Annotated in this window: 31 protein-coding genes; all 31 read right to left on the reverse strand. The window is 38.8% G+C overall.

Annotated features, from left to right (window positions below):
- Position 1: 1 nt before the first annotated feature.
- Positions 2–1,321 carry a PTS transporter subunit IIC gene (locus tag KGMB01110_RS05730; RefSeq protein ID WP_117603093.1) on the reverse strand — a complete coding sequence of 440 codons (1,320 nt, stop codon included), beginning with the start codon at positions 1,319–1,321 and terminating at the stop codon, positions 2–4.
- Complete coding sequence (locus KGMB01110_RS05735) at positions 1,314–1,748, reverse strand: PTS sugar transporter subunit IIA (RefSeq protein WP_158555700.1); 435 nt, start codon at positions 1,746–1,748, stop codon at positions 1,314–1,316. Before KGMB01110_RS05735 ends, KGMB01110_RS05730 begins: the two co-directional genes overlap by 8 nt.
- 10 nt (positions 1,749–1,758) lie before the next feature.
- Positions 1,759–4,290 carry a pyruvate formate lyase family protein gene (locus tag KGMB01110_RS05740; RefSeq protein WP_119297802.1) on the reverse strand — a complete coding sequence of 844 codons (2,532 nt, stop codon included), beginning with the start codon at positions 4,288–4,290 and terminating at the stop codon, positions 1,759–1,761.
- 92 nt (positions 4,291–4,382) lie between these two features.
- A complete protein-coding gene (locus tag KGMB01110_RS05745; protein WP_117603096.1) occupies positions 4,383–5,270 on the reverse strand; it encodes a class II fructose-bisphosphate aldolase in 888 nt (295 codons plus the stop codon).
- Positions 5,271–5,287: 17 nt separating this feature from the next.
- Positions 5,288–6,184, reverse strand: a complete 897-nt coding sequence (locus tag KGMB01110_RS05750) for an NAD(P)-dependent oxidoreductase (RefSeq protein WP_117603097.1) — start codon at positions 6,182–6,184, stop codon at positions 5,288–5,290.
- Between the two features lie 13 nt (positions 6,185–6,197).
- Positions 6,198–7,247: a 2-hydroxyacid dehydrogenase gene (locus KGMB01110_RS05755; RefSeq protein WP_117603098.1), complete on the reverse strand. Its 1,050-nt coding sequence runs from the start codon at positions 7,245–7,247 to the stop codon at positions 6,198–6,200.
- A gap of 337 nt (positions 7,248–7,584) precedes the next feature.
- Positions 7,585–9,675, reverse strand: coding sequence for a BglG family transcription antiterminator (locus KGMB01110_RS05760; RefSeq protein ID WP_119297803.1), 2,091 nt, complete (start codon positions 9,673–9,675; stop codon positions 7,585–7,587).
- 470 nt (positions 9,676–10,145) lie between these two features.
- The gene (locus KGMB01110_RS05765) at positions 10,146–10,673 is read right to left on the reverse strand and encodes a bL17 family ribosomal protein (protein WP_117603104.1); all 528 of its coding nucleotides are present in this window, start codon (positions 10,671–10,673) and stop codon (positions 10,146–10,148) included.
- Between the two features lie 122 nt (positions 10,674–10,795).
- The gene (locus KGMB01110_RS05770) at positions 10,796–11,755 is read right to left on the reverse strand and encodes a DNA-directed RNA polymerase subunit alpha (protein ID WP_117603105.1); all 960 of its coding nucleotides are present in this window, start codon (positions 11,753–11,755) and stop codon (positions 10,796–10,798) included.
- A gap of 77 nt (positions 11,756–11,832) precedes the next feature.
- On the reverse strand, positions 11,833–12,426 hold the full coding sequence (rpsD, locus tag KGMB01110_RS05775; RefSeq protein ID WP_117603106.1) for a 30S ribosomal protein S4: 594 nt from the start codon (positions 12,424–12,426) through the stop codon (positions 11,833–11,835).
- 21 nt (positions 12,427–12,447) lie between these two features.
- Entirely contained in the window at positions 12,448–12,843 is a 396-nt protein-coding gene (gene rpsK, locus KGMB01110_RS05780; protein ID WP_117603107.1) for a 30S ribosomal protein S11, read from the reverse strand.
- A gap of 29 nt (positions 12,844–12,872) precedes the next feature.
- Positions 12,873–13,241, reverse strand: coding sequence for a 30S ribosomal protein S13 (gene rpsM, locus KGMB01110_RS05785; protein WP_117603108.1), 369 nt, complete (start codon positions 13,239–13,241; stop codon positions 12,873–12,875).
- Positions 13,242–13,563: 322 nt separating this feature from the next.
- Positions 13,564–13,677: a 50S ribosomal protein L36 gene (gene rpmJ / locus KGMB01110_RS05790; RefSeq protein WP_003022746.1), complete on the reverse strand. Its 114-nt coding sequence runs from the start codon at positions 13,675–13,677 to the stop codon at positions 13,564–13,566.
- 119 nt (positions 13,678–13,796) lie between these two features.
- The gene (gene infA, locus KGMB01110_RS05795) at positions 13,797–14,015 is read right to left on the reverse strand and encodes a translation initiation factor IF-1 (RefSeq protein ID WP_004607275.1); all 219 of its coding nucleotides are present in this window, start codon (positions 14,013–14,015) and stop codon (positions 13,797–13,799) included.
- Positions 14,016–14,026: 11 nt separating this feature from the next.
- Complete coding sequence (locus tag KGMB01110_RS05800) at positions 14,027–14,275, reverse strand: KOW domain-containing RNA-binding protein (RefSeq protein ID WP_306307825.1); 249 nt, start codon at positions 14,273–14,275, stop codon at positions 14,027–14,029.
- Position 14,276: 1 nt separating this feature from the next.
- On the reverse strand, positions 14,277–14,924 hold the full coding sequence (locus KGMB01110_RS05805) for an adenylate kinase (RefSeq protein ID WP_117603109.1): 648 nt from the start codon (positions 14,922–14,924) through the stop codon (positions 14,277–14,279).
- 135 nt (positions 14,925–15,059) lie between these two features.
- A complete protein-coding gene (gene secY / locus KGMB01110_RS05810; RefSeq protein ID WP_117603110.1) occupies positions 15,060–16,379 on the reverse strand; it encodes a preprotein translocase subunit SecY in 1,320 nt (439 codons plus the stop codon).
- Positions 16,379–16,819 carry a 50S ribosomal protein L15 gene (gene rplO / locus KGMB01110_RS05815; protein ID WP_117603111.1) on the reverse strand — a complete coding sequence of 147 codons (441 nt, stop codon included), beginning with the start codon at positions 16,817–16,819 and terminating at the stop codon, positions 16,379–16,381. Before rplO ends, secY begins: the two co-directional genes overlap by 1 nt.
- Before the next feature lie 16 nt (positions 16,820–16,835).
- A complete protein-coding gene (gene rpmD, locus KGMB01110_RS05820; RefSeq protein WP_117603112.1) occupies positions 16,836–17,015 on the reverse strand; it encodes a 50S ribosomal protein L30 in 180 nt (59 codons plus the stop codon).
- A 38-nt stretch (positions 17,016–17,053) separates the two neighbouring features.
- Positions 17,054–17,563 (reverse strand): 30S ribosomal protein S5, encoded by a 510-nt coding sequence (gene rpsE, locus KGMB01110_RS05825; RefSeq protein ID WP_117603113.1) that lies wholly within the window; start codon positions 17,561–17,563, stop codon positions 17,054–17,056.
- A 15-nt stretch (positions 17,564–17,578) separates the two neighbouring features.
- On the reverse strand, positions 17,579–17,947 hold the full coding sequence (gene rplR, locus KGMB01110_RS05830) for a 50S ribosomal protein L18 (RefSeq protein ID WP_117603114.1): 369 nt from the start codon (positions 17,945–17,947) through the stop codon (positions 17,579–17,581).
- Positions 17,948–17,964: 17 nt separating this feature from the next.
- On the reverse strand, positions 17,965–18,507 hold the full coding sequence (gene rplF, locus KGMB01110_RS05835) for a 50S ribosomal protein L6 (RefSeq protein ID WP_117603115.1): 543 nt from the start codon (positions 18,505–18,507) through the stop codon (positions 17,965–17,967).
- Between the two features lie 179 nt (positions 18,508–18,686).
- Positions 18,687–19,088 carry a 30S ribosomal protein S8 gene (gene rpsH, locus KGMB01110_RS05840; protein WP_117603116.1) on the reverse strand — a complete coding sequence of 134 codons (402 nt, stop codon included), beginning with the start codon at positions 19,086–19,088 and terminating at the stop codon, positions 18,687–18,689.
- 177 nt (positions 19,089–19,265) lie between these two features.
- Positions 19,266–19,451 (reverse strand): type Z 30S ribosomal protein S14, encoded by a 186-nt coding sequence (locus KGMB01110_RS05845; RefSeq protein WP_004847508.1) that lies wholly within the window; start codon positions 19,449–19,451, stop codon positions 19,266–19,268.
- A 13-nt stretch (positions 19,452–19,464) separates the two neighbouring features.
- Positions 19,465–20,004 (reverse strand): 50S ribosomal protein L5, encoded by a 540-nt coding sequence (gene rplE, locus KGMB01110_RS05850; RefSeq protein WP_117603117.1) that lies wholly within the window; start codon positions 20,002–20,004, stop codon positions 19,465–19,467.
- Positions 20,005–20,028: 24 nt separating this feature from the next.
- Entirely contained in the window at positions 20,029–20,340 is a 312-nt protein-coding gene (gene rplX, locus KGMB01110_RS05855; protein ID WP_117603118.1) for a 50S ribosomal protein L24, read from the reverse strand.
- 13 nt (positions 20,341–20,353) lie between these two features.
- Entirely contained in the window at positions 20,354–20,722 is a 369-nt protein-coding gene (rplN, locus tag KGMB01110_RS05860; protein WP_117603119.1) for a 50S ribosomal protein L14, read from the reverse strand.
- A gap of 31 nt (positions 20,723–20,753) precedes the next feature.
- Positions 20,754–21,011, reverse strand: coding sequence for a 30S ribosomal protein S17 (gene rpsQ / locus KGMB01110_RS05865; protein ID WP_117603120.1), 258 nt, complete (start codon positions 21,009–21,011; stop codon positions 20,754–20,756).
- A 52-nt stretch (positions 21,012–21,063) separates the two neighbouring features.
- Positions 21,064–21,264, reverse strand: coding sequence for a 50S ribosomal protein L29 (rpmC, locus tag KGMB01110_RS05870; protein ID WP_117603121.1), 201 nt, complete (start codon positions 21,262–21,264; stop codon positions 21,064–21,066).
- Positions 21,254–21,691: a 50S ribosomal protein L16 gene (gene rplP / locus KGMB01110_RS05875; protein WP_117603122.1), complete on the reverse strand. Its 438-nt coding sequence runs from the start codon at positions 21,689–21,691 to the stop codon at positions 21,254–21,256. Before rplP ends, rpmC begins: the two co-directional genes overlap by 11 nt.
- A complete protein-coding gene (rpsC, locus tag KGMB01110_RS05880) occupies positions 21,691–22,347 on the reverse strand; it encodes a 30S ribosomal protein S3 (RefSeq protein ID WP_117603123.1) in 657 nt (218 codons plus the stop codon). Before rpsC ends, rplP begins: the two co-directional genes overlap by 1 nt.
- Positions 22,348–22,356 lie beyond the last annotated feature (9 nt).

A 22,356-nucleotide genomic window follows, 5' to 3' on the forward strand; every position in this document is an offset into this window, starting at 1 on the left:
TTTATTTAAATAATCTAAAAATCATAAAAATAATGCTTGGAATAAAGTTACTGTCAATAGATGGTGCCGCAATCCCTTCTGCCAGAATTCCCATGGAATAAGCCAAAACACCTCCAAATATATGCGAAATTAATCCGCAAATAAAACCAACTACGATTACAGCTTTCCAACCGCCCTTATAATTTGCAAATACACCAATAGACGCTGAATCAAAAAATGCTGAAGGTACAGCGAAAAACAAGAAAATTGGAGTTTTAAATATCAGACAAAATACAGTACACAAAATTCCTGCCCCCAGATACGAAACAAAGGACAAAATAACTGATATCGGAGAAAATCCAAAATATGCAATACAGTCCACTGCTGGTACACTTCCAGGAATAAGTTTTTCGGAAATCCCCTGAAAAGCAGGAACCAACGATGATAAAAACATATTTATACCCTGCAACAAAATAACCGCACCTGCTCCAAATTTAAATCCTTGAATAATCATATAAACAAAAGAATTGTATTCACCTGCCGACTCATTTAATGTAGCTAAGGCTGTTGGGTTTCCAATAAATACTACAATAATCCAAGTTACCAAAAATGTAACAATCATAGAAATAGTCAAATTTAATGTTGAGTCGCTAAATATATTCAAAAACCCCGGTAATTGTAAGTTATTTGTGTCATCTTTTTCTGGATCGCCAAAAAATCCACCTATTTTATCTGCAATAAATGCTCCAAACTGATTACCATGTCCCAGACAGAAACCTCCCTCTGTCATTTCCATCGATGTTTTGTATGTCAACATTGGTGAAATGCTCCACCACAATGCTGAAAACGCAACCACAGGAACATATAACATAATTCCTTTCCAGCCCATAACTGAATAGAAAAAAATCATAAAAATGCACATAAATTCCAGAGCTTTATGAATTGTTAAATAAACAGCTTTAAAATACTTATTAAATACCCTAACAAGTAAGATGTGTACAAACCACGAAACAATAAACAAAGGCATAATTCTTGGAGACAAATATTTCATTCCCTCTGCTAAATATATCATAAATGTTCCACTAGTTTGTACAATTCCGCTTTCAACGCCCAATGAAGGGGTTAATACAGTGTTGATAATTTGTATTGCAGAAATAGCAAGATTGCTTCCTGCTGTAAAGATATAGTATCCTAATATCGTTTTAACAACACCTGTAAGAATTTCCCGTCCATTCTTCTTTTGGAGTAATAATCCTAATAATGCAATTAAGCCTAAAAAAATAGCATTTTCCCCAATTACATTAGCAAATAACCAATCTATTACTGTATTTATACTATTCATAGCATATACCTCTCACTTTACTGTTTAATTGTTCATCATCTGTTGCACTAAGAATCTCTTTAATACTATTTTCATCACCTAAAAGATCTGCAATAAACGCCAGCAATTCCACATGTTCATTATCTCCTGCTGCCGCTAAAACTATCATAATTTTAACAGGATCATTCTCAGAGCCAAATTTTACTGCCGGTGTAAATGTTGCTAATGCAATTCCAGTTTTTAACACCCCATCATTTGGCCTGGCATGTGCCAGAGCAATTCCCTTATCTATGACAATATAAGGGCCATATTCTAGCACAGAACAAATCATACTATCAATATAGCGTTTCTCAATGTAATTGTTCTGTATTAAAGGAAGTGCTGCCTTTCTAATCGAATCCTGCCAGGAATCTGCAGATAAGTTTGTTTTGCAATAAATATTATTCACGTACTCTCTCCTAATTAACTCTTTCAAATTCAACTCTTGCAATCAAATCATCCTGTAAATCACGCGAAATTTCAGTAAAAAACGCAGTATAGCCAGCTACTCGTATAATCAAATCCCTGTAATTCTCCGGGTTTTTCTGCGCATCTCTCAACGTTTCTGCCGAAACAACATTTATCTGTATATGCGCTGTCCCATTGTTGTGCTGTCCCATTTTTGACAAAAAGATTTTTACTAAAGTAGCTAATTTTGCAATATCATCTTGATTTTCAAATGTACGTGGATGAAATTTCTGATTATACACTACAGAATTAATTTCCTCATAATCCCATTTTGAAGCACTTCTCATAGAAGCAGATGGACCTTTGAGTTCCAATCCCTGCATTGGGGAAATTCCCCCTTCAGCCAATGGCATTCCACTCTTCCTTCCATCTGGTGTAGCACCAATCATACTTCCATACAGGACTCCAGCTGAAAGATGGATATACACTGGATTTTTTCTCAGGCGTCCAAACCGCATTGGATAATTAAGATATGTATGATCTAAGACCTTCTGAATTCTCGGAATCCACCGATCCGCATATTCATCATCATTTCCATATTTTGGTGCCTTAAGCAATTCCGCTTGCAAATGTTCATATCCATTAAAATTACTATCTAAAGCCCTAATCAGTTCTGTCATGGTAACATTTTTTTCATCAAATACCACTTTCTCAATTGCCGCCAAAGAATCAATGACATTGACCAGTCCTACGGAAACCTGTGTGGCGCTCATGTGTCCCAGCGAACCGCCTTTTGTAATATCTTTTCCATCCGTCAAACATGTCCCCTGAAACATCGATGTATATGGTGCAGGGAACATTTCTTCCCAAACCTTATATATCGTACTTGCATGTAGACATGCCATTTGAATTCCATATTCAATCTGTTTTACTAACGCACTAAAAATTTCTTTTACAGACTTAAATTTTGTAGGATCCCCAGTCATCGGACCAATCTGTTTGCCCGTTTTTCTATCTTTTCCATTTGTAAACACATACTCCAGTGCGACCCCAGGATTAATATCTGCGCAATGATCCATATTGGGCAAGTAAGGATTCCACATGAAAGAGCAACAAACAGAATCATTTTTTCTTGCAGCTTCTTCTGGTAATCCACATAAATTTTTAAAATGTTGGATTCTGGATTCGCTTCCCAAAAACATTGGCTTTCCTCCTCCTGTTCCAACGACCTTCAATGCTGTTTCAATGAAATCCTTAGTTGCGGATTTATCAATCCAAACCCCAGTATTAGGCTGATCCAGGTGCACAAATTCTTCTACTTTCAGACACAAATAGCTCAGTTCATTAATTGCACAATTCCCTTTCTCATCTTCTCCACCCAGACTGATATTTTGGAACATGGGATTACCTGTTCTGAATCTTGATTCAGCTTCTGTATATACTTTATTTGTTTCTGCAATCTTGATCCAATAACTACAAAGTATTTCTTTCGCTGCTTCTAGCGATAGCTCCTTTCCATCTATTACATCTTTTTTAAAATATTCATAAAACTTCTGGTCAATACGTCCTGGAGATTGCGCAACCGAATTATTCTCATAATAATAGATCAATTGCATAAACCATGCTGACTGAACCGCTTCATAAAATGTATCTGGTTTTCCCCATGGAACCTTTTTTAACGTATCAGAAATCAATAATAGTTCCTTTTTTCTCTTTTCATTCTGTGTTTTTTCTGCTTGCCGCTTTGCCTCAGCAGAATACCGAAGGGCAAACATATGAATTGCATCACAAATTATGATAATCGATTTCCAATAATGATACTTGTCGATATATTGAGGATCTGATTTATCAGTGGTATCAATTAATTCCTGTGCCCTCTCTTTATACCAGCCAATTCCTCTTTCCAGGCGATGTTTGTCTAACGATAGGATATGTCCCACATGTTGTTGCATACCAATTCCACAACTCCACAGGCCATAATTTTGTTTTTCTCTCACTTCATCAGGAAGCTGCTTCTGAATGCTGGCAAAACTACATCTGTCTTTCCAATACGGATGTACCTCTTTCAAATAATATTCCTTATCTTCCTCTGAAATAAAGGTCGGGTTATATTCCCTCGTGCATATTGTATCAATTTCATCAATCAGCCAATCCGATACTTCCGGAAACCACAGGCAGCCTCTCATCGTCGGAGTAACAGACCCTACAATCAGTTCATCCTCACGAATAGTGACTGGGTAATTCTCCAAAACTTCTGCCAAAGCCTTTGCACTTCGAATATTCACATCTTCGCCAACTGTTTCTTTGTAACTTTTATTAATAAGCTTGCAACGATCCTTAATATAAATTTGCTGTCTTGAATTCAAATAGGTCTGCCTCATCCGTTCAAGCCGCTCACTCTTCTTAAGATCTTTAATTTCTTGAATCAGAGCGTCATCGACCTTCCAGTTTTTTGCTCCAATAGGATCTGGATACTCTTCCATACAGCGACGAATATTTTCCCGTTCTGCATTTGTTACTGTCTTAACTGTTATGGTTGCCATTTTCCCTCCTTGCTGAATTTATTAGGTATTTTAAGTATCATAAACGCTTGATTTCATTATTTTTTATCAGCCCCTACTCTGCATACCCACATTTATTGTCTGAAAATTTCATCATATTTCTTTGTACCAAAATATTCGATATGCTCACGAATAATTGCTTTTTGACCTTCTATTCCCGCTTTCAATAGTGTATTAAATTCGGCTGGTTTATCCGCATTCTTTTCAAGTGTCTCTTTTATATACTTGCCGCCTTCCATAAACATATATGTTGCAAAATTAATCTTTGTAATACCACGTTTTGCACATTCAATATAATCACCTGGCGTTAATCCACTTCCGCCATGCATGACCAATGGAATCGAAATGTTTTTATTCAATTCACTAATTCTATCAAAATTCAACTTTGGTTTTTTTAAATATACTCCATGTGTTGTACCTATAGATACAGCCAGCATATCAACTCCCGTCTTTTTATAAAACAGATTTGCTTCTTCCACTGTGGTGTAAACATCTTCTTTCACGGTGTCATCCGCACGTCCACCAACATGTCCAATTTCTGCTTCCACAGAAACCCCACAAGCATGAGCTGTATTTACAACCGCTTTTGTCAATTTGATATTTTCTTCTACGGGTAACTCCGATCCATCAATCATAACAGATGTACATCCCCACTTAATGCCACGCATACACCCCTCATATGTTTTACAGTGATCCAGGTTTATAGCAACAGGAACTGGAGACGCTTTACATCGGTCAACCAAATAGTTCATAAAAGTATCCGCTTCAAACTGAGATTTGCGGCGGGCAATCGCTAAATTCGGATCAACCCAATCATTAATTTGAACAATTACAGGTGTGTTTGTCTCTTCAGCAACATTTAAGATTGCTTCTACAGTAGGATGTGACAACAGGTTAAATGCCCCCACTGCATATCCTCCTTTTTTTGCCTCCTCTAAGATATTTTTTGTATTTACTAACATTTATTTTCCTCTCTTTTCTAATTTTTTTCTTCATTTACTTTCACATTAGCCAGTGCCTCATAATACTTAACAACTGCAATACTATGTTCCTTTCCAAATCCCATTGCGCGGGTTGCTCCAAAAGCATGCAAAGTAGCTGGTCCAATTGATACAGGCAATTTCAACTCATCGGCTGTCTGTAACGCAATATTAATGTCTTTATAAAATAAATCCGTTGCAAACCCCGGAATAAAATTTCTATTTTTCAGAAAGCCTGGAATCGCATTCTCGGTTGCAAAGTTACGTCCAGTACTCTTATTTATAATTGAAAATAATCTTTCTACATCCATATCTAACTGCTTCGCCATAACCATTACTTCGCAACAAGCAACTAAATCTGCTCCTCCTAAGTAATTATTAAACATTTTGGTAGCCGACCCACTTCCAAGCGCCCCTGCATGCATAATGTTTTTGCCCATAGGAGATACAATCTCTTTTACTTTTTCAAACTCTTTCTCCTCACATCCTATCATAATGGACAAAGTCCCTGATTCTGCCCCAATAACTCCTCCTGCAATCGGGCAGTCATAATATGCATATCCTTTTGTCTCCCCATTTTTCCCCTGTCTTTTAGAAAAATTAGGTCCCACTGTACTAAAGTCGTAAATTTCTCGGACTTTAGAATCCTCAACTTCTACAATTTCTTTAATTACCTCTTCCACAATATCTTCATTAGGCAAACATAAAAACACCCGTTCTGCACTTTTTCCAATTTCAACATTAGAATCCGTTTTAACCGCACCTTTTTCCACCATTTCATCAAGCTCTTTTTGATATACTGTGTTTGATGAAACTATCATTTCATAACCGGCATCGATACAGTGTTTAGCCATAAAATGCCCCATATTTCCCAAGCCAATAAATCCATATTTCATATCTTTTCCTCCCTTATACTACTTTATATAGAAGTTTCTCTTTTTTTAAGTAACGCAAAATTTCTTCCATCATGATTCGCACCGATAAAAGCATAACATCCCCTGCATTCCCAGCCATATGGGGTGTAATAACTACATTATCTAACCGATGCAGAATATGATCATCTGGTAGAGGTTCCTCTCTGAAAACATCTAACACAGCTGCTTTAATCTTATGTTCACTTAATGCAATAATCAATGCATCTTCATCTACAAGCCCCGCTCTTGCAGTGTTTACCAAAACTGCGTTTTCTTTCATTAACGCTATCTCTTTGGTACCAATCAATTTTTCTGTAGCAGGCAGTAATCTCGCATGCACAGAAATAATATCCGACTGCTGCATAAGTGTATCTAAATCTACAAACTTCACTCCGTATATATCTTCATCTTCTTTTTTTGCAAAAGGATCATAAGCTAGTACTTTAAAATCAAAACCACTTAGTTTTTTCATCACTTTCTTGCCAATAATTCCAAAACCTACGATACCTAATGTAGTTTCATATGATAACTTACTGTTATCGATAGCCTGAAAACCTGTTCCCGGTACCCAATTGGTATTCACCAAAGTAATTCCTCGCATCGCATCAAGAATCATCGCACATGCCATTTCTGAAACAGGTTCTGAAACTTTACCCGGACAATTACTTACTGTAATTCCACGCTTTTTGCATTCTTCTATATCTATATTTTCAAGTCCGCTACGCATAACCGCAATATATTTTAATTTAGGAGAATGCTCCAGTAAAATCTTATTTACTCCATTGTACATAACAACCAGTGCGTCTGCATCTTTCATAATTTCTAAATATTCATCAGAATATTTAACCCAGTCAGGGCCTTCGTCTTCAATTCTCTTTGCTACCGAACGATAATCACCACCTTCACAAAACAGACCATTATCATATGTCCGAACTACTTCATATCCATATGTGGAACACTGATCAATTAGCTCTGAAATGTCTTCCCTGCCCTGATACGGATCCGGATACCGTCTTCCGTCAAAAGCAAATACAATTTTTTTCATATCCAATGCCTCTTTTCTTTCAAATTAAAGAATCAGTTTTGTGTACACGTTCTCTGAATGTATTTTTATAATAACAGCAATTGTTTAAAATGATTAGTCCAACTTTTTTTGTTATTATTTAAAAACATATACTGTTTTTAAATGCTCCTTCCATGTTTATAAATTAAGCAGAGCACTCTGATGCATTTCATCTTAACTATTGCTATCTATCTTTTTAAGCAAAAAAATGCCTGGCCTTAGGGAAATCCCATAACCAGACACTTAAATATAAAATACCAGGTCAATTTACAAAACAAATAATACCTGAAATATTATTATATCCTTCTTCATTATTTAATTAACACTTCCTTAGAATATATGAATAAATTTCTTCAGGTACCTTAGCACTACTAAGCAAGGTTAAAAACTCTTCCTTTCCCAGAATATTATGCAATTGAAACAAACCATTTAAATGCATCTGTTTATCTACGGTAGATAATGTAAATATATACTTTATTAATGTTGAATCGTCCTCACCAAAATAAACAGCATGGTTTAGTCGAGAAAAACTAATTCCTGGTTTAAAGCATTTTTCTCGAGGACTTCCATGTGCAATTGCAACTCCCGGCATAACAATATAATATGGTCCATATTCTCTCGTAATTTCGATAATAGAATCTGCATAACTCTCTTCTACATAACCATATTTTACTAAAGGCTTTGCAGATTGTATAATGGCATCCTGCCATGTCCTACTTTTTATATCTAATTGCATTAACTGAGATAGACATAATTGACTTAAAGACAGGGTTTCCTCTTTAAAATAATATTCTCGTTTCGTATTTTGGTGTAAAACATTGAGTACTACTTCCGATATCTCAAAAATTGCATCTTGACATTTTTTTTCGTCTTCAATATACAATTGTACTGTATGACTTATTTGATTGCGTATCTTAGCTAAATCATTTTCCTGATTTTTGGGTGCAATATTATTCTTTATCAGATCATGTAATACTCCTGATATTGTTTGTATATTTTCTTCTGTAACTAGATTCGAAATTCGAATTGTCCGTATCGAATTATTAAAAATAGGCTCTGTTGTAATCAACAGATCCTCATTAAATGTATCTATATCCTGCAATTCATGCGAGTTTAAAATATGAACTATATGGAGATTTTTTAACAAATTCAATTTTGCACAAATTAACTCTATTGTCCCTTTTCTCTCATTAGAAATCAGTACAGCATCATAAACAAAAGTGTCCTGTTTATACTGTTCAATGGCAGCACAAAAATGAACTGCTATATATAATATTTCAACTTCTGTAAAGCTCCTCGAATAATATAATTCTAATGTACGCAAATTATGTTCTAATGTTTTTACAATATCACTATTGTTTTCTTTCACTTCTTCCAGTACTAAATCCAATTTTTCATCCATAGGTTTCCTTGAATATAAAGCAATTAAATGATTTGATAAATTATTAAATAATGTAAAATTACTGTTTAAATCAATCATCAGCGAAGCAGACATATCCTTGATTAATTTTCTTGTCAAGATTTGGATATGCAATGATTGGTCATAATTCATCTTCGGCGACTTGTATGATAAGATACTACTATAAAGATTACATACAAACTGCGTTTCCTGTTCTGGTATTTCTATTTCAAGAGTATCACTAATCCGTTTCATAATTTGTTCTGCTATAATATAATCCTCGGGATTTATAATTTCTGCTTCGTCTTTTATATATTCACCGGATTTCATTTTTTCTATAGAAAATACCAGATAATACTCCAACAATTTATAAGAGAAATCTGTCAACTCTACCATATATTCTTTTTTTACCATATTCAATATTCTTTTAATGACAGATCTGTAATCATATTGAAAAAACGCTGTATTTTTCACAATTAAAAGTAATAAAAACCGATTTTCTTTTATACATTGCTTTAACATTTTTATCATCGCTTCTCTTCGAGTCTGTTCAGTATCTTTAATTTTAAGCCCTTTATTTGATGAACTCACAAAATGCAGTCCCAATGTTTCCATATATTTTTTTAACATTACAAGATTATTTATATATGTAGTACGACTAACCAACAGTCTCTCGGAAATCTCATCGATCGTGATATAGTCTTTTTCATATAACAATATCACACAACTCAAAAAAACCAATTCATCTTTTGAAAATTTGTATGCATATAAATTATTTTCTATATATGTATTAATAAATTTTTTTCCGTATATCAAACTCTCTCTGTTTTCTATCCGATCATTTACTATTTTTACTTCACTCAAATTACAATTTCTTAAAAATTTATTAATACTGTTAATATCATTTCGAATCGTCTGTTTAGATACAGCATATTTTCTCGCAAAATCATCAACTTTATAATGTCCACCCTCAGTCAAATCCTGAATTATAGAAATAAATCTTTTATACATATTTACACTCCTCCAATACCAATTATAAATGTTTTTGATTCTTTGAGATTACACTGTTCACTATCACTGTTTTAGAATAAATAACATATGTAATTGCCATAACCACCGACAAGATTATCATTAAACTCTAAAAATCTTTTGCTCATTTTGTTACTATACTATATATCTTGTTTAATTTTATCGCATGTTCTCATGTACATCTACACCTTCATAGTCTTCTTAACACCTGATTACCGCCAGATTAATTGTTTTTTCTGTTCCTATGCTACATGAATTATTCTATATATTTTTATTATATCACATATATGTACATTTTGAAGTTCCGTCCATTCTCTTTATAGTTTAGAGAAATATATTCTTTTTTAACACCCCAAAGTCAACGATTAATAACAAATAGAGCCTTCAAAAATGGCAAACGCCATTTTGAAGGCTCTATTTTATCACTTATTTATCAAATCTCATAATATGACTTATACCAGCTCAAGAAGTACTTCCATTGCTGCATCACCTTTACGAAGACCGATCTTAACGATTCTGGTGTATCCACCATTGCGGTCAGCGTATTTCGGTGCATATTCGTTGAACAGCTTGTCAACCAGATCAACTTCTTTTGCACTTCTCTTCTTTCCTGCTTCAACTTCTTTTACAGGATAGAGAACTTTCAGCATCTGTCTTCTTGCATGAAGTCTGCTCGGAGCATCTTTCTTGATGGTCTTTTCTACTTCATCATAAACAGTTACTTTCTTTCCGTCTACAACTTCTTTTACACGTTTTCCGTCTTTGTCTTTCCGTGCAACTTTAGCCTTTACAGTTACTTCTTCGAAGTTATCTTTCTCACGAACTGCAAGTGCAATCAGCTTTTCAGCTTCTTTACGGATTTCTTTTGCTTTTGCTTCTGTTGTAACGATCTTACCGTTAGCAAGAAGTGCTGTTACCTGATTTCTGATCAGGGCTTTTCTCTGACTGGATGTTCTTCCAAGTTTTCTATACATTGCCATTTTATTCTTTCCTCCATTTGCTTACATTCATCCACGCTCTTCGGGCTTACTGAATCAATGCCCTGCCGCGCTCTTCGGGCTTACCGACAGGAATTTGTTGATAATAATTGGGGGTACCTTGCTTATTCGTCTCCTGAGCTTAATTCTAAGCCTAACTCTTTGAGTTTTGCGAGGACTTCTTCCAAAGATTTCCGTCCGAGGTTACGAACTTTCATCATATCTTCTGAAGTCTTATTAGTCAGTTCTTCGACTGTATTGATTCCTGCTCTCTTCAGACAGTTGTAAGAACGTACGGAAAGTTCCAGTTCATCGATGCTCATCTCCAGAACCTTTTCTTTCTCGTCATCTTCCTTCTCGATCATTACTTCTGCTGACTTTGCAACTTCGGACAGATCGATGAAGAGTTTCAGATGTTCATTCAGTACCTTTGCAGCAAGGCTGACAGCCTCATCCGGCATCAAAGTACCTTTTGTCCATACATCTAATGTCAGTTTATCATAGTCAGTGATCTGACCTACACGGGTATTCTCCACTGTGAGGTTTACACGCTCAACCGGAGTATAGATAGAATCAATCGGGATCACACCAATCGGCAGATCCTCGGTCTTATTCTTGTCTGAGCTGACATATCCTCTACCCTTTGTAATAGTAAGTTCCATATATAACTTGCTGTCTTTACCGCCATTTAAGGTAGCAATGACTGTTTCCGGGTTTACAATCTCGATATCAGAATCCGCCTGAATATCTGCACCCGTTACAACGCCCTCACCTTCAAACTCAATATAAGCAGTCTTAACTTCATCTGATTCAGATGTATTTTTGATTGCCAGTGTCTTTAAGTTCATGATGATCTCAGTTACATCTTCCTTTACGCCAGGAATAGAGCTGAATTCGTGAAGTACACCATCAATCTTTACAGAACTGATTGCTGCACCCGGAAGGGAGGACAGCATAATTCTTCTCAGAGAGTTTCCAAGAGTTGTTCCGTATCCTCTTTCCAATGGTTCTACAACAAACCGACCATATTTTTTATCATCTGAAATTTCTGTAATTTCAATATTAGGTTTATTAAAATCAAACACTACACAGACCCTCCTTATGGGTTAAATTATGTTGAGGGATATCCACTTATATCTGCTAATTCTGTTACAACAAGCTATTATTTAGAATACAGCTCGACGATCAGCATCTCGTCTACCGGAACATCGATAGCTTCTCTCTTCGGAAGTTCTTTCACTGTTCCCTGCAGGTTTTCTGAATTTACATCCAGCCACTCAGGAATCAGGTTTCCGGCTGTTGCTTCCATAATTTCTTTATATCTGGTTGTGTTCTTCTTGCTTTCTTTGATCTCGATTACATCACCGGCTTTGATCAGATAAGAAGGAATGTTTACCTGCTTACCGTTTACAAGTACGTGCTTGTGATCTACGATCTGTCTGGCTTCTCTTCTGGTTCTTGCGAATCCCATACGGAATACAACGCTGTCCAGTCTGGATTCCAGAAGTACCATCAGGTTCTCACCTGTCATACCTTCCATCTGTTTTGCTTTTGCATAGTAGTTTCTGAAAGGTTTCTCCAGAACACCATAGATGAATTTTGCTTTCTGTTTTTCTCTTAACTGAAGACCATACTCGCTCATTTTACGGTTTGATCTCTTTAACTGTCTATTTGATTTCTTCGTAATTCCTAAATAGATCGGATCCATACCAAGGGAACGACATCTTTTAAGAACCGGAACTCTGTTTACTGCCATGTTCTATTCTTCCTCCTTACACTACACTCTTCTACGTTTTGGTGGGCGACATCCGTTATGCGGTACCGGAGTTACGTCTCTGATACTTGTTACGTCAATTCCGCATGCCTGAAGTGCACGGATTGCTGCTTCTCTTCCTGAACCAGGACCCTTTACAAATACGTCTACGGTCTTCAGTCCATGTACCAATGCTGCCTTTGCTGCTGTCTCAGCTGCCATCTGTGCTGCATATGGAGTAGATTTCCTTGAACCTCTAAATCCCAGACCGCCTGCACTTGCCCATGAAAGAGCATTTCCCTGACTATCTGTCAATGTTACGATTGTATTATTGAAAGATGACTGGATGTGTGCCTGTCCGTGTTCAACGTTTTTCTTGACACGTTTCTTTGTCACTTTTTTGGTAACTTTCTTTGCCATTTAAACTAACCTACTTTCTCTCAATCTAATTATTTCTTCTTGTTTGCAACTGTTCTCTTCGGACCCTTGCATGTTCTTGCATTGGTCTTTGTCTTCTGACCACGTACCGGAAGTCCTTTTCTGTGACGGATTCCACGGTAGCATCCGATTTCTTTCAGACGCTTGATGTTCAGCTGGATCTCTCTTCTGAGATCACCTTCTACCAACTGTGTCTCATCGATCACTGCGCTGATCTTCTTTACATCTTCACTAGTCAAATCTCTTACACGTGTGTTCGGATCTACTCCAGCCTGTTCCAGGATACGGGTAGCACTTGTTCTACCGATTCCATAAATATAAGTCAGTCCGATTTCGACACGTTTGTCTCTTGGTAAGTCTACACCTGCAATACGAGCCATGTGTTTTTCCTCCATTTTCTAATTACATTCATATTGTCCCTAACTGGGGCGCGCGACAACTTTTCCTTGTCTACGTCTTGTTCTTTTAGACTGCGCCCAGGCGGTGCTTTGCATTTGCACGCCCTTTCCGGCCGCTGACGGTACATACTCAGCAATGACGGGCCGGTATTATAAGCAATATACATTGAAGCTCACAGGCTCAATATATATTAAATAGTCTACACACTTCCTGGTGTGTCAACTATCAGCCGCCTAATTTGTTTGCACAAAAATCAAGTTAATTCTAAATTCAAGCTGCGTTTCCGCTTGCCTTTCTTATTAATTAGCCTTGTCTCTGTTTGTGCTTTGGATTTTCGCAGATAATTCTGATACTTCCTTTTCTCTTAATTACCTTGCATTTCTCGCAGATCGGTTTTACTGATGATCTAACCTTCATGCTAAAAACCTCCTTCCATCCACTACCAGACTATATTGTTACCTGTTTTTGGACATACCTATCCCTAAACAGTTCGCATTACATTATAGCATCAGCGTCTGTGGAAAGTCAATACTTTTTTATTTATCTCTCCAGATAATTCTTCCCTTTGAAAGATCATATGGAGAAAGTTCCAATGTTACCTTATCCCCCGGCAGGATCTTAATAAAATTCATACGCAGCTTTCCGCTGATATGGGCCAGTACCTGGTGGCCATTTTCCAATTCAACCTGAAACATTGCGTTCGGCAATTTTTCTACAACGGTTCCTTCAATTTCGATTACATCAGCTTTTGACATTCTATATCCTCCTAAATCGTCTTTGCTGTTTCCCGGTAATTTCTGATAATCTTTCTTAATTTTGCATCATCCACCCCGGTGATATCCTGCTTTTCCTTTATAATCTGAATATGTTTCTGTTTCTTTTTCTTTGGTCGGCAGACGGTTCTTGTTTTTCCGTCTGCCAGATATACATATTCCTGTTCTGTCTTTATGATCACAAAGATCTGGTCTTTATCATGTCCTGCCTTTGATCTGGCAAGCATTCCGACTTCTATCAATCTATTTATCCTCCAGAATCTTTACGATTGCCGCAAACACCTCGTCAATATCGATGGTTCCATCTACTGTTCTGAGCGCTCCGGCTTTTGTATAGTAGTCGATCAGCGGCTGTGTCTGCTCATGATATACATCCAGACGTTTCTTTACCGTCTCCGGTTTGTCATCATCACGAAGGATCAGACCTCCTCCGCAGTTATCACAGATGTTTTCCTTTTTCGTCGGTGCATATACAATATGATAGGTTGCTCCGCAATCTACGCATGCTCTTCTGCCTGACATTCTGTTGATGATATTTTCATCCGGAACATCTACATCGATTGCATAATCAATTTTCTGTCCCATTTTTTCCAATGCAGCGTCCAGTGCCTCAGCCTGTGGAATGGTTCTCGGGAATCCATCCAGCACATAGCCTTTTGTACAGTCATCCTGATTCACACGGTCAACAACCAGATCTACCACCAGTTCATCCGGTACCAGAAGTCCCTGATCCATGTAAGTCTTTGCTTTTTTGCCAAGCTCGGTTCCGTTTTTAATATTTGCACGGAAGATATCTCCTGTGGAAATATGCGGAATTTCATATTTTGCTGCAATTTTCTTTGCTTGTGTGCCTTTTCCGGCACCCGGAGCACCTAACATAATGATTTTCATAAGATTGTCCCTCCACGGTCTGATTGATTCCTCATTTTAATTCTGAGGTATAACGCACTTTAACCCGAAGCAGCGGCTGCCGCAAGCAGCAGCTTTGCAGCACCCTCAACATCGAGCTAAACATATCTTCTCTTCCTATTTTACATTCAGGAAGCCTGTGTAATTTCTGACAAGCATCTGGGATTCGATCTGTTTGATCGTCTCTAAAACAACTCCCACAATAATGATCAGAGATGTTCCGCCAAATGAAACGTTGGCTCCAAATACTCCATTAAAGAAGAAGGGAATTACCTGAACGATTACCAGTCCGCATGCACCGATAAAGATAATGTAGTTCAGGATATTCTGCAAATAATCAACCGTTGGCTTTCCTGGTCTGATTCCCGGAATAAATCCACCGCTTTTCTTCATATTATTTGCAATTTCCAGCGGATTGAATGTGATGGATGTATAGAAATAAGCAAAGAAAATTGTCAGTAAAATATATACAACCAAACCAATTGAGTAAATCGGCTGATCCGGATTGCACCAGTTGCTAGAACTCATGCCTTTCAGGATCTGACTTCCAATCCCTGTACCATTTCCTTTTCCAAGGAAGCTGGCTATGATGACCGGCATCTGCATCAGGGATGACGCAAAAATAACCGGGATAACTCCTGCTGTATTGACTTTCAGCGGAATATGTGTGGACTGGCCTCCGAACATTTTTCTGCCCTGTACTTTCTGCGAGTACTGAACAGCGATTCTTCTCTGACCGTCCTGTAAAATAATAACGAATACAACCACTGCCAAGATAATTGCAACGATGATCACTGCTGCGAGTGCTCCCTTTGCAATTGTTTTTCCTTTGATGAACTGCTCAAACAATGTTGTGAAGTCATCCGGCATACGGGAAATAATATTGATCAACAATACGATAGAAATTCCATTTCCCACACCTTTTTCTGTGATACGCTCGCCAACCCACATCAGGAATGCGGAACCGGCCGTCAATGTCAGTACCACGATTGCAGCATTTACAAAATTGTATTCTTCCAGAAGACCTCTTCTGCCGAATCCGATTGCCATTGCAGTAGACTCAAACAATGCAAGTCCTACTGTCACATAACGGGTGATCGCCATGATCTTCTTTCTTCCATCTTCGCCCTCTTTCTGCATTTCCTCTAATTTCGGAATTGCAATGGTGAGAAGCTGCATGATGATGGAAGAGGTGATGTACGGTGTAATGCTCAGTGCAAACACCGACATCTGTGTAAAAGAACCACCGGTGAATGCATTAAAAAAATTAAATGCATCACCTGTCTGATTCTCAAAAAATCCTTGTATATACTCCGGATTTACACCCGGAGTCGGAAGCTCAGACCCTAATCTAACTACGATAAGCATGATGAACGTATAGAAAAGTCTTTTTCTTATGTCCTCGATCTGAAATGCCTTACGAATCGTTTGTAGCATTAAATCACCTCTGCTTTACCACCAAGGGCCTCAATCTTCTCAGCTGCCTTTGCGCTAAACGCATTAGCCTGAACTGTAAGCTTCTTAGTCAACTCTCCATTTCCAAGAATTTTAACACCATCTCTGGTATTTTTAACGATTCCTGCTTCTACCAGGGAATCAACGGTTACTACTGCACCGTCTTCAAATACTTCAAGTCTATCCAGATTAATACCTACGATATCTTTAGAGTTTCTGCATGTGAATCCTCTCTTAGGTATTCTTCTGTACAGCGGCATCTGACCACCTTCAAAGCCCGGTCTCGGTGCTCCGGAACGTGCTTTCTGACCTTTGTGGCCCTTTCCAGCTGTCTTTCCGTTTCCTGAACCATGACCACGGCCTCTTCTGAAATTATCACTCTGCTTTGAACCGTCAGCCGGTCTCAAATTTGATAAGTCCATACCCGTACCTCCTTATCTATGCTTCTTCTACTTTTACTAAATGTCTAACCTGCTGTACCATTCCTCTAGTAGCAGCATTGTCCGGCAGTACGACCGTCTTGTTCAGTTTCTTCAATCCAAGTGCCTCAACGGTCTTTTTGTGTTTTGGTACTGCGCCGATTGTAGACTTTACTAACGTAACTTTTAAATCTGCCATTGTTTTACCTCCTATGCGGTAGGAAAAGTCCTACCGAACTAGCCTACGATCTCTTCTACTGATTTTCCGCGCAATCTTGCAACATCTTCCGGAGTCTTAATTCCTTTCAGACCTTCCAGGGTAGCAAGCACTACGTTCTGTTTATTGTTTGATCCCAGAGATTTTGTACGGATATTCTTGATTCCTGCCATCTCGATAACCGCACGAGCCGGACCTCCGGCGATTACTCCGGTACCGTCCGGAGCTTTCTTCAGCAGTACGGATGCACCACCGAATTTTCCGATTACGTCATGTGTAACGCTTTCGTTCTCATCTAATGCTACTGAGATCATGTTCTTTGCTGCATCTTCTTTTCCTTTGCGGATTGCTTCCGGAATTTCTGCAGCCTTTCCTAAACCTGCTCCAACATGGCCATTACCATCGCCAACAACTACTAAAGCTGTGAATCTCATGTTACGACCACCTTTTACGACCTTGGTAACACGTTTGATTGATACCACTTTTTCTTCTAACTCAAACTGACTAGCATCAATGCGTTCCTGTCTCATATGTGTTCTCCCTTCCTAGAAATTCAGCCCAGCTTCTCTTGCTGCGTCTGCTAATGCCTTGATCTTACCCTGGTAAATGAAGCCGCCTCTGTCGAATACAACTTCTGTGATACCTTTCTCTTTTGCCTTTTCAGCAATGACCTTTCCAAGGTATGCTGCAGCATCAACATTGTTTGTCTTTTCAAGTTCTGCTTTCACATCTTTCTGAAGAGTGGAAGCGGAAACCAATGTGTTACCAACTGTATCGTCAATGATCTGAGCGTACATATGGTTGTTACTTCTGAATACAGCTAAACGCGGTCTCTCAGCAGTTCCGCTGAAACGGTTGCGTAATTTCATATGTTTTTTTCTGCGAACTTCGCTTCTTGATTTTTTGCTAACCATTTTCACACCCTCCTTAATTATTTTTTACCTGTCTTACCGACTTTGCGTCTGATTACTTCATCAGCGTACTTGATTCCCTTGCCCTTATATGGCTCAGGTCTTCTCTTGTCTCTGATCTCAGCTGCATACTGTCCGACTTTTTCTTTGTCGATACCTTTTACGGTAATTTTATTCTGACCTTCCAGAACTGTTTCAACGCCTTCCGGATCGATCATTTCAACCGGGTGAGAATATCCCAGACTTAATGTCAGCTTATTTCCGGATTTAGCCGCTCTGTAACCAACACCGTTTACTTCCAGGACTTTCTCATATCCTTCTGTAACACCGATTACCATGTTGTTGATCAGTGTTCTTGTCAGACCATGAAGAGATTTCATTTTCTTCAGATCATTCGGTCTTGTTACAACGACCTTATCGTCTTCTTTTTTGATTTCCATTTCGATCGGGAGCTCTTTTGTAAGTGTTCCCTTAGGACCTGTAACGGTCACAACGTTGTTCTCTGCGATCTCAACAGTTACTCCTGCCGGGATTGCAACTGGCAGTCTTCCAATACGTGACATACCTGTTCCTCCTTAACTTAAATTCTCGGAATGAGTCGGTGCTCACTCTGTTTTCAGTTACTATATCTTAATAGGGAGTTCTTTTCGCTAAGCTCGAAACCACCTTGCCAAGCTCAAAGAACGCCTTCGCACTAAATTCGAACTTTGCTCACGCTCGTTCTCATTAAGTTGCTTTCAGGCTACCAAACAAAGCAAAGAACTTCTCCGCCTACGCCAAGCTTTCTTGCTTCTTTGTCGGTGATTACACCTTTGTTGGTGGAAACGATTGCTGTTCCCAGTCCACCGAGTACCTTCGGCATATCTTCGCTGTTTGCATAAACACGAAGACCTGGCTTGGAGATTCTCTTCAGTCCGGAAATAACTTTTTCGTTCTTGTCTGCGCCATATTTCAATGTGATTCTCATTGTCTTGAAGTTACCATCTTCAACAAGATCATACTTTGTGATATAACCTTCGTCTACCAGAATGTCAGCGATAGCAATCTTCATCTTAGATGCCGGAACATCTACTGTATCGTGTTTCGCAGTATTTGCATTACGGATTCTTGTAAGCATATCTGCAATTGGATCACTCATAGTCATGTGGAAGTATCCTCCTTCTATTTTTTCTCAATCTATTGTCCTGCCTCAATCAGGGTAGTTCTTCTCGCTTCGCAACTTCTGTACTAACAGTTGTCAGAGAAGTTCTTTTCGCTTCGCTCAAAGAACGGCTTTCGCACTAGGCTCAAAAAGACTTCGCCAAGTGCTCAATGCCAGTGCCTACCAGCTTGCTTTCTTTACGCCCGGAATCTGACCTTTGTATGCCAGTTCACGGAAGCAGATACGGCAGATACCATATTTTCTCAAATAAGCATGCGGACGTCCGCAGATTCTGCAACGGCTGTATTCTCTTGTGGAGAATTTCGGTTTGCGCTGCTGTTTGATTTTCATTGATGTCTTAGCCATGAATTTTCCTCCTTTACTTGGTGAATGGCATATTGAACTGAGTCAATAATTCACGTGCTTCTTCATCAGTTTTGGCAGTTGTAACAAAGATTACATCCATACCTCTTACTTTATCAATCTTATCATACTCGATTTCCGGGAAAATCAGCTGCTCTTTAATTCCAAGTGCATAGTTTCCTCTTCCGTCAAATGCGTTAGGATTAACTCCACGGAAGTCACGTACACGTGGAAGTGCAAGGTTGATCAGACGATCAACGAATTCGTACATTCTCTCGCCTCTCAGTGTTACCTTACATCCGATCGGCATACCTTCTCTGATTTTGAAGTTTGCGACAGAATTCTTAGCTCTTGTTACAACAGCTTTCTGTCCGGAGATCTTCTCCATATCAGCGATTGCTGATTCCAAAACCTTTGCGTTTTCCTTAGCTTCGCCGACACCCATATTGATTACGACTTTATCAAGCTTCGGAACTTCCATAATATTTTTATATCCAAACTTTTTGATCATTGCATCAATGATCTCATTCTGATACTGTTCTTTCAGTCTACTCAAAGTTCAACTTCCTCCTTTCCCAAATTAATCGATCACTTCACCTGTTGACTTAGCAACACGGACTTTTTTGTCTCCATCCATCTTGAATCCAACTCTTGTAGCTGCACCTTTGTGAAGGTACATAACGTTAGATGCATCGATGTATGCTTCCTGGTGAACGATTCCACCATTCTGGTTTGTCATGCTCGGTTTTGTGTGCTTGGTAACCATGTTTACGCCTTCAACAAGAACTTTTCCAGCTTTCTGGTCAACAGCGATAACCTTGCCTTCTTTGTCTTTATCTTTACCAGCGATTACTTTAACCATATCGCCCTTTTTGATCTTCATAGTTGACATGTGCGGCACCTCCCTAGAGTACTTCCGGAGCCAGGGAAACAATCTTCATGAATTTCTTGTCTCTCAGCTCTCTTGCTACTGGTCCAAAAATACGTGTTCCACGTGGGTTCATATCATCTTTTATAATAACAGCAGCATTTTCATCGAATCTGATATAGGAACCGTCTTTACGACGTGTGCCTTTTACAGTACGGACAACTACAGCCTTTACTACATCACCTTTTTTTACAACGCCGCCTGGTGTTGCATCTTTAACAGTCGCAACGATCACGTCTCCGATGCTGGCATATCTTCTTGTAGAGCCACCCAGGACACGGATACAAAGTAATTCTTTAGCACCTGTATTGTCTGCTACTTTAAGTCTACTTTCCTGTTGTATCATGCAGGTAAACCTCCTTCATATATTTGCGAAATTATTTCGCTCTTTCCATAATCTCGACAAGTCTCCATCTCTTGTCCTTGGACAGCGGTCTTGTCTCCATAACTTTTACTGTATCGCCAACTTTACACTCATTGTTTTCATCGTGAGCTTTCAGTTTATAAGTTCTTTTTACGATTTTCTTATAAAGTGGATGTTTTACGTGGTCTTCTACTGCAACAACGATTGTCTTGTCCATCTTGTCGCTAACGACCCTACCCGTACGGGTTTTTCTAAGATTTCTTTCTTCCACGGTGAATCTCCTTTCTGTGTTCTCTCTATTCTGACGAGAATCTCGCTAACTACTATCTTCCAGCTTCTGTGATCAGAGTCTGAATACGAGCAATATTCTTTCTTACTTCTTTGATTCTGCTTGTGTTGTCCAGCTGGTTTGTTGCGTTCTGGAATCTCAGATTGAAAAGCTCTTTTTTAGCAGCTACTAATTCTTCATTTAATTCCTCTACGGATTTTCCTCTTAATTCTTCAATAAATGTATTAATCTTCACTGTTATCACCGCCTTCTAATTCAGCACGAGAAACGATTTTACACTTGCATGGAAGCTTATGCATAGCAAGACGAAGAGCTTCTCTTGCAACTTCCTCCGGTACTCCTGCGATCTCGAACATTACACGACCTGGTTTCACTACTGCTGCCCAGTACTCCAGCGCACCTTTACCTTTACCCATTCGAGTTTCAGCCGGTGTAGCTGTTACCGGTTTATCCGGGAAAATTTTGATCCAAACTTTACCACCACGTTTGATGTAACGGGTCATAGCGACACGGGCTGCTTCGATCTGATTTGAACGGATCCAGCATGGCTCCAATGCAACAATACCATATTCACCGTGAGAGATCTTATTTCCTCTGAGGGCTTTACCCTTCATAGTGCCACGGAACTGTTTACGATGTTTTACTCTTTTTGGCATTAACATTATTTATCGCTCCCTTCCTTATCAGCCTTTGTCGGAAGAACTTCGCCTTTGTAAATCCAAACCTTTACGCCGACTTTTCCGTATGTTGTGTCAGCTTCTGCGAATCCATAGTCAATGTCTGCTCTCAGTGTCTGAAGCGGAATTGTTCCCTCGCTGTAGAACTCTGTACGAGCCATATCAGCTCCACCAAGACGTCCGGATACAGAAGTCTTAACTCCGAGTGCTCCGGCTTTCATTGTTCTGGACATGCAGGACTTCATAGCACGTCTGAATGAAATACGGTTTTCCAGCTGCTGAGCAATGTTTTCTGCAACGAGCTGTGCATCTCTGTCCGGTCTCTTTACTTCCTTAATATCAACGATCAGCTTCTTGTCAGTGAAGACTTCCAGTTCCTTCTTCACTTTCTCGATCTCAGAACCACCTTTACCGATTACCACACCCGGTCTAGCAGTGTAAACGATGATCTTTACACGCTCGGAAGCTCTTTCGATCTCGATACGGGAAATGCCTGCGCTGTATAATCTCTTCTTCAGAAATGTTCTGATCTTGTGGTCTTCTACAAGATAGTCTGCGAACTCTTTGTCTGCATACCACTTGGAATCCCAGTCTTTAATAATACCGACTCTTAAACCATGCGGATTAACTTTCTGTCCCATTATTGACCT

Source organism: Mediterraneibacter butyricigenes, from assembly GCF_003574295.1.
Taxonomy (GTDB): domain Bacteria; phylum Bacillota; class Clostridia; order Lachnospirales; family Lachnospiraceae; genus Mediterraneibacter_A; species Mediterraneibacter_A butyricigenes.

Coding starts and splice junctions, on each gene's coding strand:
- KGMB01110_RS05730 (WP_117603093.1), bottom strand. CDS start 1,321: ATGAATAGTATAAATACAGTAATAGATTGGTTATTTGCTAATGTAATT.
- KGMB01110_RS05740 (WP_119297802.1), bottom strand. CDS start 4,290: ATGGCAACCATAACAGTTAAGACAGTAACAAATGCAGAACGGGAAAAT.
- KGMB01110_RS05745 (WP_117603096.1), bottom strand. CDS start 5,270: ATGTTAGTAAATACAAAAAATATCTTAGAGGAGGCAAAAAAAGGAGGA.
- KGMB01110_RS05750 (WP_117603097.1), bottom strand. CDS start 6,184: ATGAAATATGGATTTATTGGCTTGGGAAATATGGGGCATTTTATGGCT.
- KGMB01110_RS05755 (WP_117603098.1), bottom strand. CDS start 7,247: ATGAAAAAAATTGTATTTGCTTTTGACGGAAGACGGTATCCGGATCCG.
- KGMB01110_RS05760 (WP_119297803.1), bottom strand. CDS start 9,675: ATGTATAAAAGATTTATTTCTATAATTCAGGATTTGACTGAGGGTGGA.
- KGMB01110_RS05765 (WP_117603104.1), bottom strand. CDS start 10,673: ATGGCAATGTATAGAAAACTTGGAAGAACATCCAGTCAGAGAAAAGCC.
- rpsD (WP_117603106.1), bottom strand. CDS start 12,426: ATGGCAGTAAACAGAGTTCCGGTTCTTAAAAGATGTCGTTCCCTTGGT.
- rpsK (WP_117603107.1), bottom strand. CDS start 12,843: ATGGCAAAGAAAGTTACCAAAAAAGTGACAAAGAAACGTGTCAAGAAA.
- rpsM (WP_117603108.1), bottom strand. CDS start 13,241: ATGGCTCGTATTGCAGGTGTAGACTTACCAAGAGACAAACGTGTCGAA.
- rpmJ (WP_003022746.1), bottom strand. CDS start 13,677: ATGAAGGTTAGATCATCAGTAAAACCGATCTGCGAGAAATGCAAGGTA.
- infA (WP_004607275.1), bottom strand. CDS start 14,015: ATGTCAAAAGCTGATGTAATCGAAATTGAAGGAACCGTTGTAGAAAAA.
- KGMB01110_RS05805 (WP_117603109.1), bottom strand. CDS start 14,924: ATGAAAATCATTATGTTAGGTGCTCCGGGTGCCGGAAAAGGCACACAA.
- secY (WP_117603110.1), bottom strand. CDS start 16,379: ATGCTACAAACGATTCGTAAGGCATTTCAGATCGAGGACATAAGAAAA.
- rplO (WP_117603111.1), bottom strand. CDS start 16,819: ATGGACTTATCAAATTTGAGACCGGCTGACGGTTCAAAGCAGAGTGAT.
- rpmD (WP_117603112.1), bottom strand. CDS start 17,015: ATGGCAGATTTAAAAGTTACGTTAGTAAAGTCTACAATCGGCGCAGTA.
- rpsE (WP_117603113.1), bottom strand. CDS start 17,563: ATGAGACAGGAACGCATTGATGCTAGTCAGTTTGAGTTAGAAGAAAAA.
- rplR (WP_117603114.1), bottom strand. CDS start 17,947: ATGGTTAGCAAAAAATCAAGAAGCGAAGTTCGCAGAAAAAAACATATG.
- rplF (WP_117603115.1), bottom strand. CDS start 18,507: ATGTCACGTATTGGAAGACTGCCAGTTGCAATCCCGGCAGGAGTAACT.
- rpsH (WP_117603116.1), bottom strand. CDS start 19,088: ATGACTATGAGTGATCCAATTGCAGATATGCTTACAAGAATCCGTAAT.
- KGMB01110_RS05845 (WP_004847508.1), bottom strand. CDS start 19,451: ATGGCTAAGACATCAATGAAAATCAAACAGCAGCGCAAACCGAAATTC.
- rplX (WP_117603118.1), bottom strand. CDS start 20,340: ATGTCAACTATGAAGATCAAAAAGGGCGATATGGTTAAAGTAATCGCT.
- rplN (WP_117603119.1), bottom strand. CDS start 20,722: ATGATACAACAGGAAAGTAGACTTAAAGTAGCAGACAATACAGGTGCT.
- rplP (WP_117603122.1), bottom strand. CDS start 21,691: ATGTTAATGCCAAAAAGAGTAAAACATCGTAAACAGTTCCGTGGCACT.
- rpsC (WP_117603123.1), bottom strand. CDS start 22,347: ATGGGACAGAAAGTTAATCCGCATGGTTTAAGAGTCGGTATTATTAAA.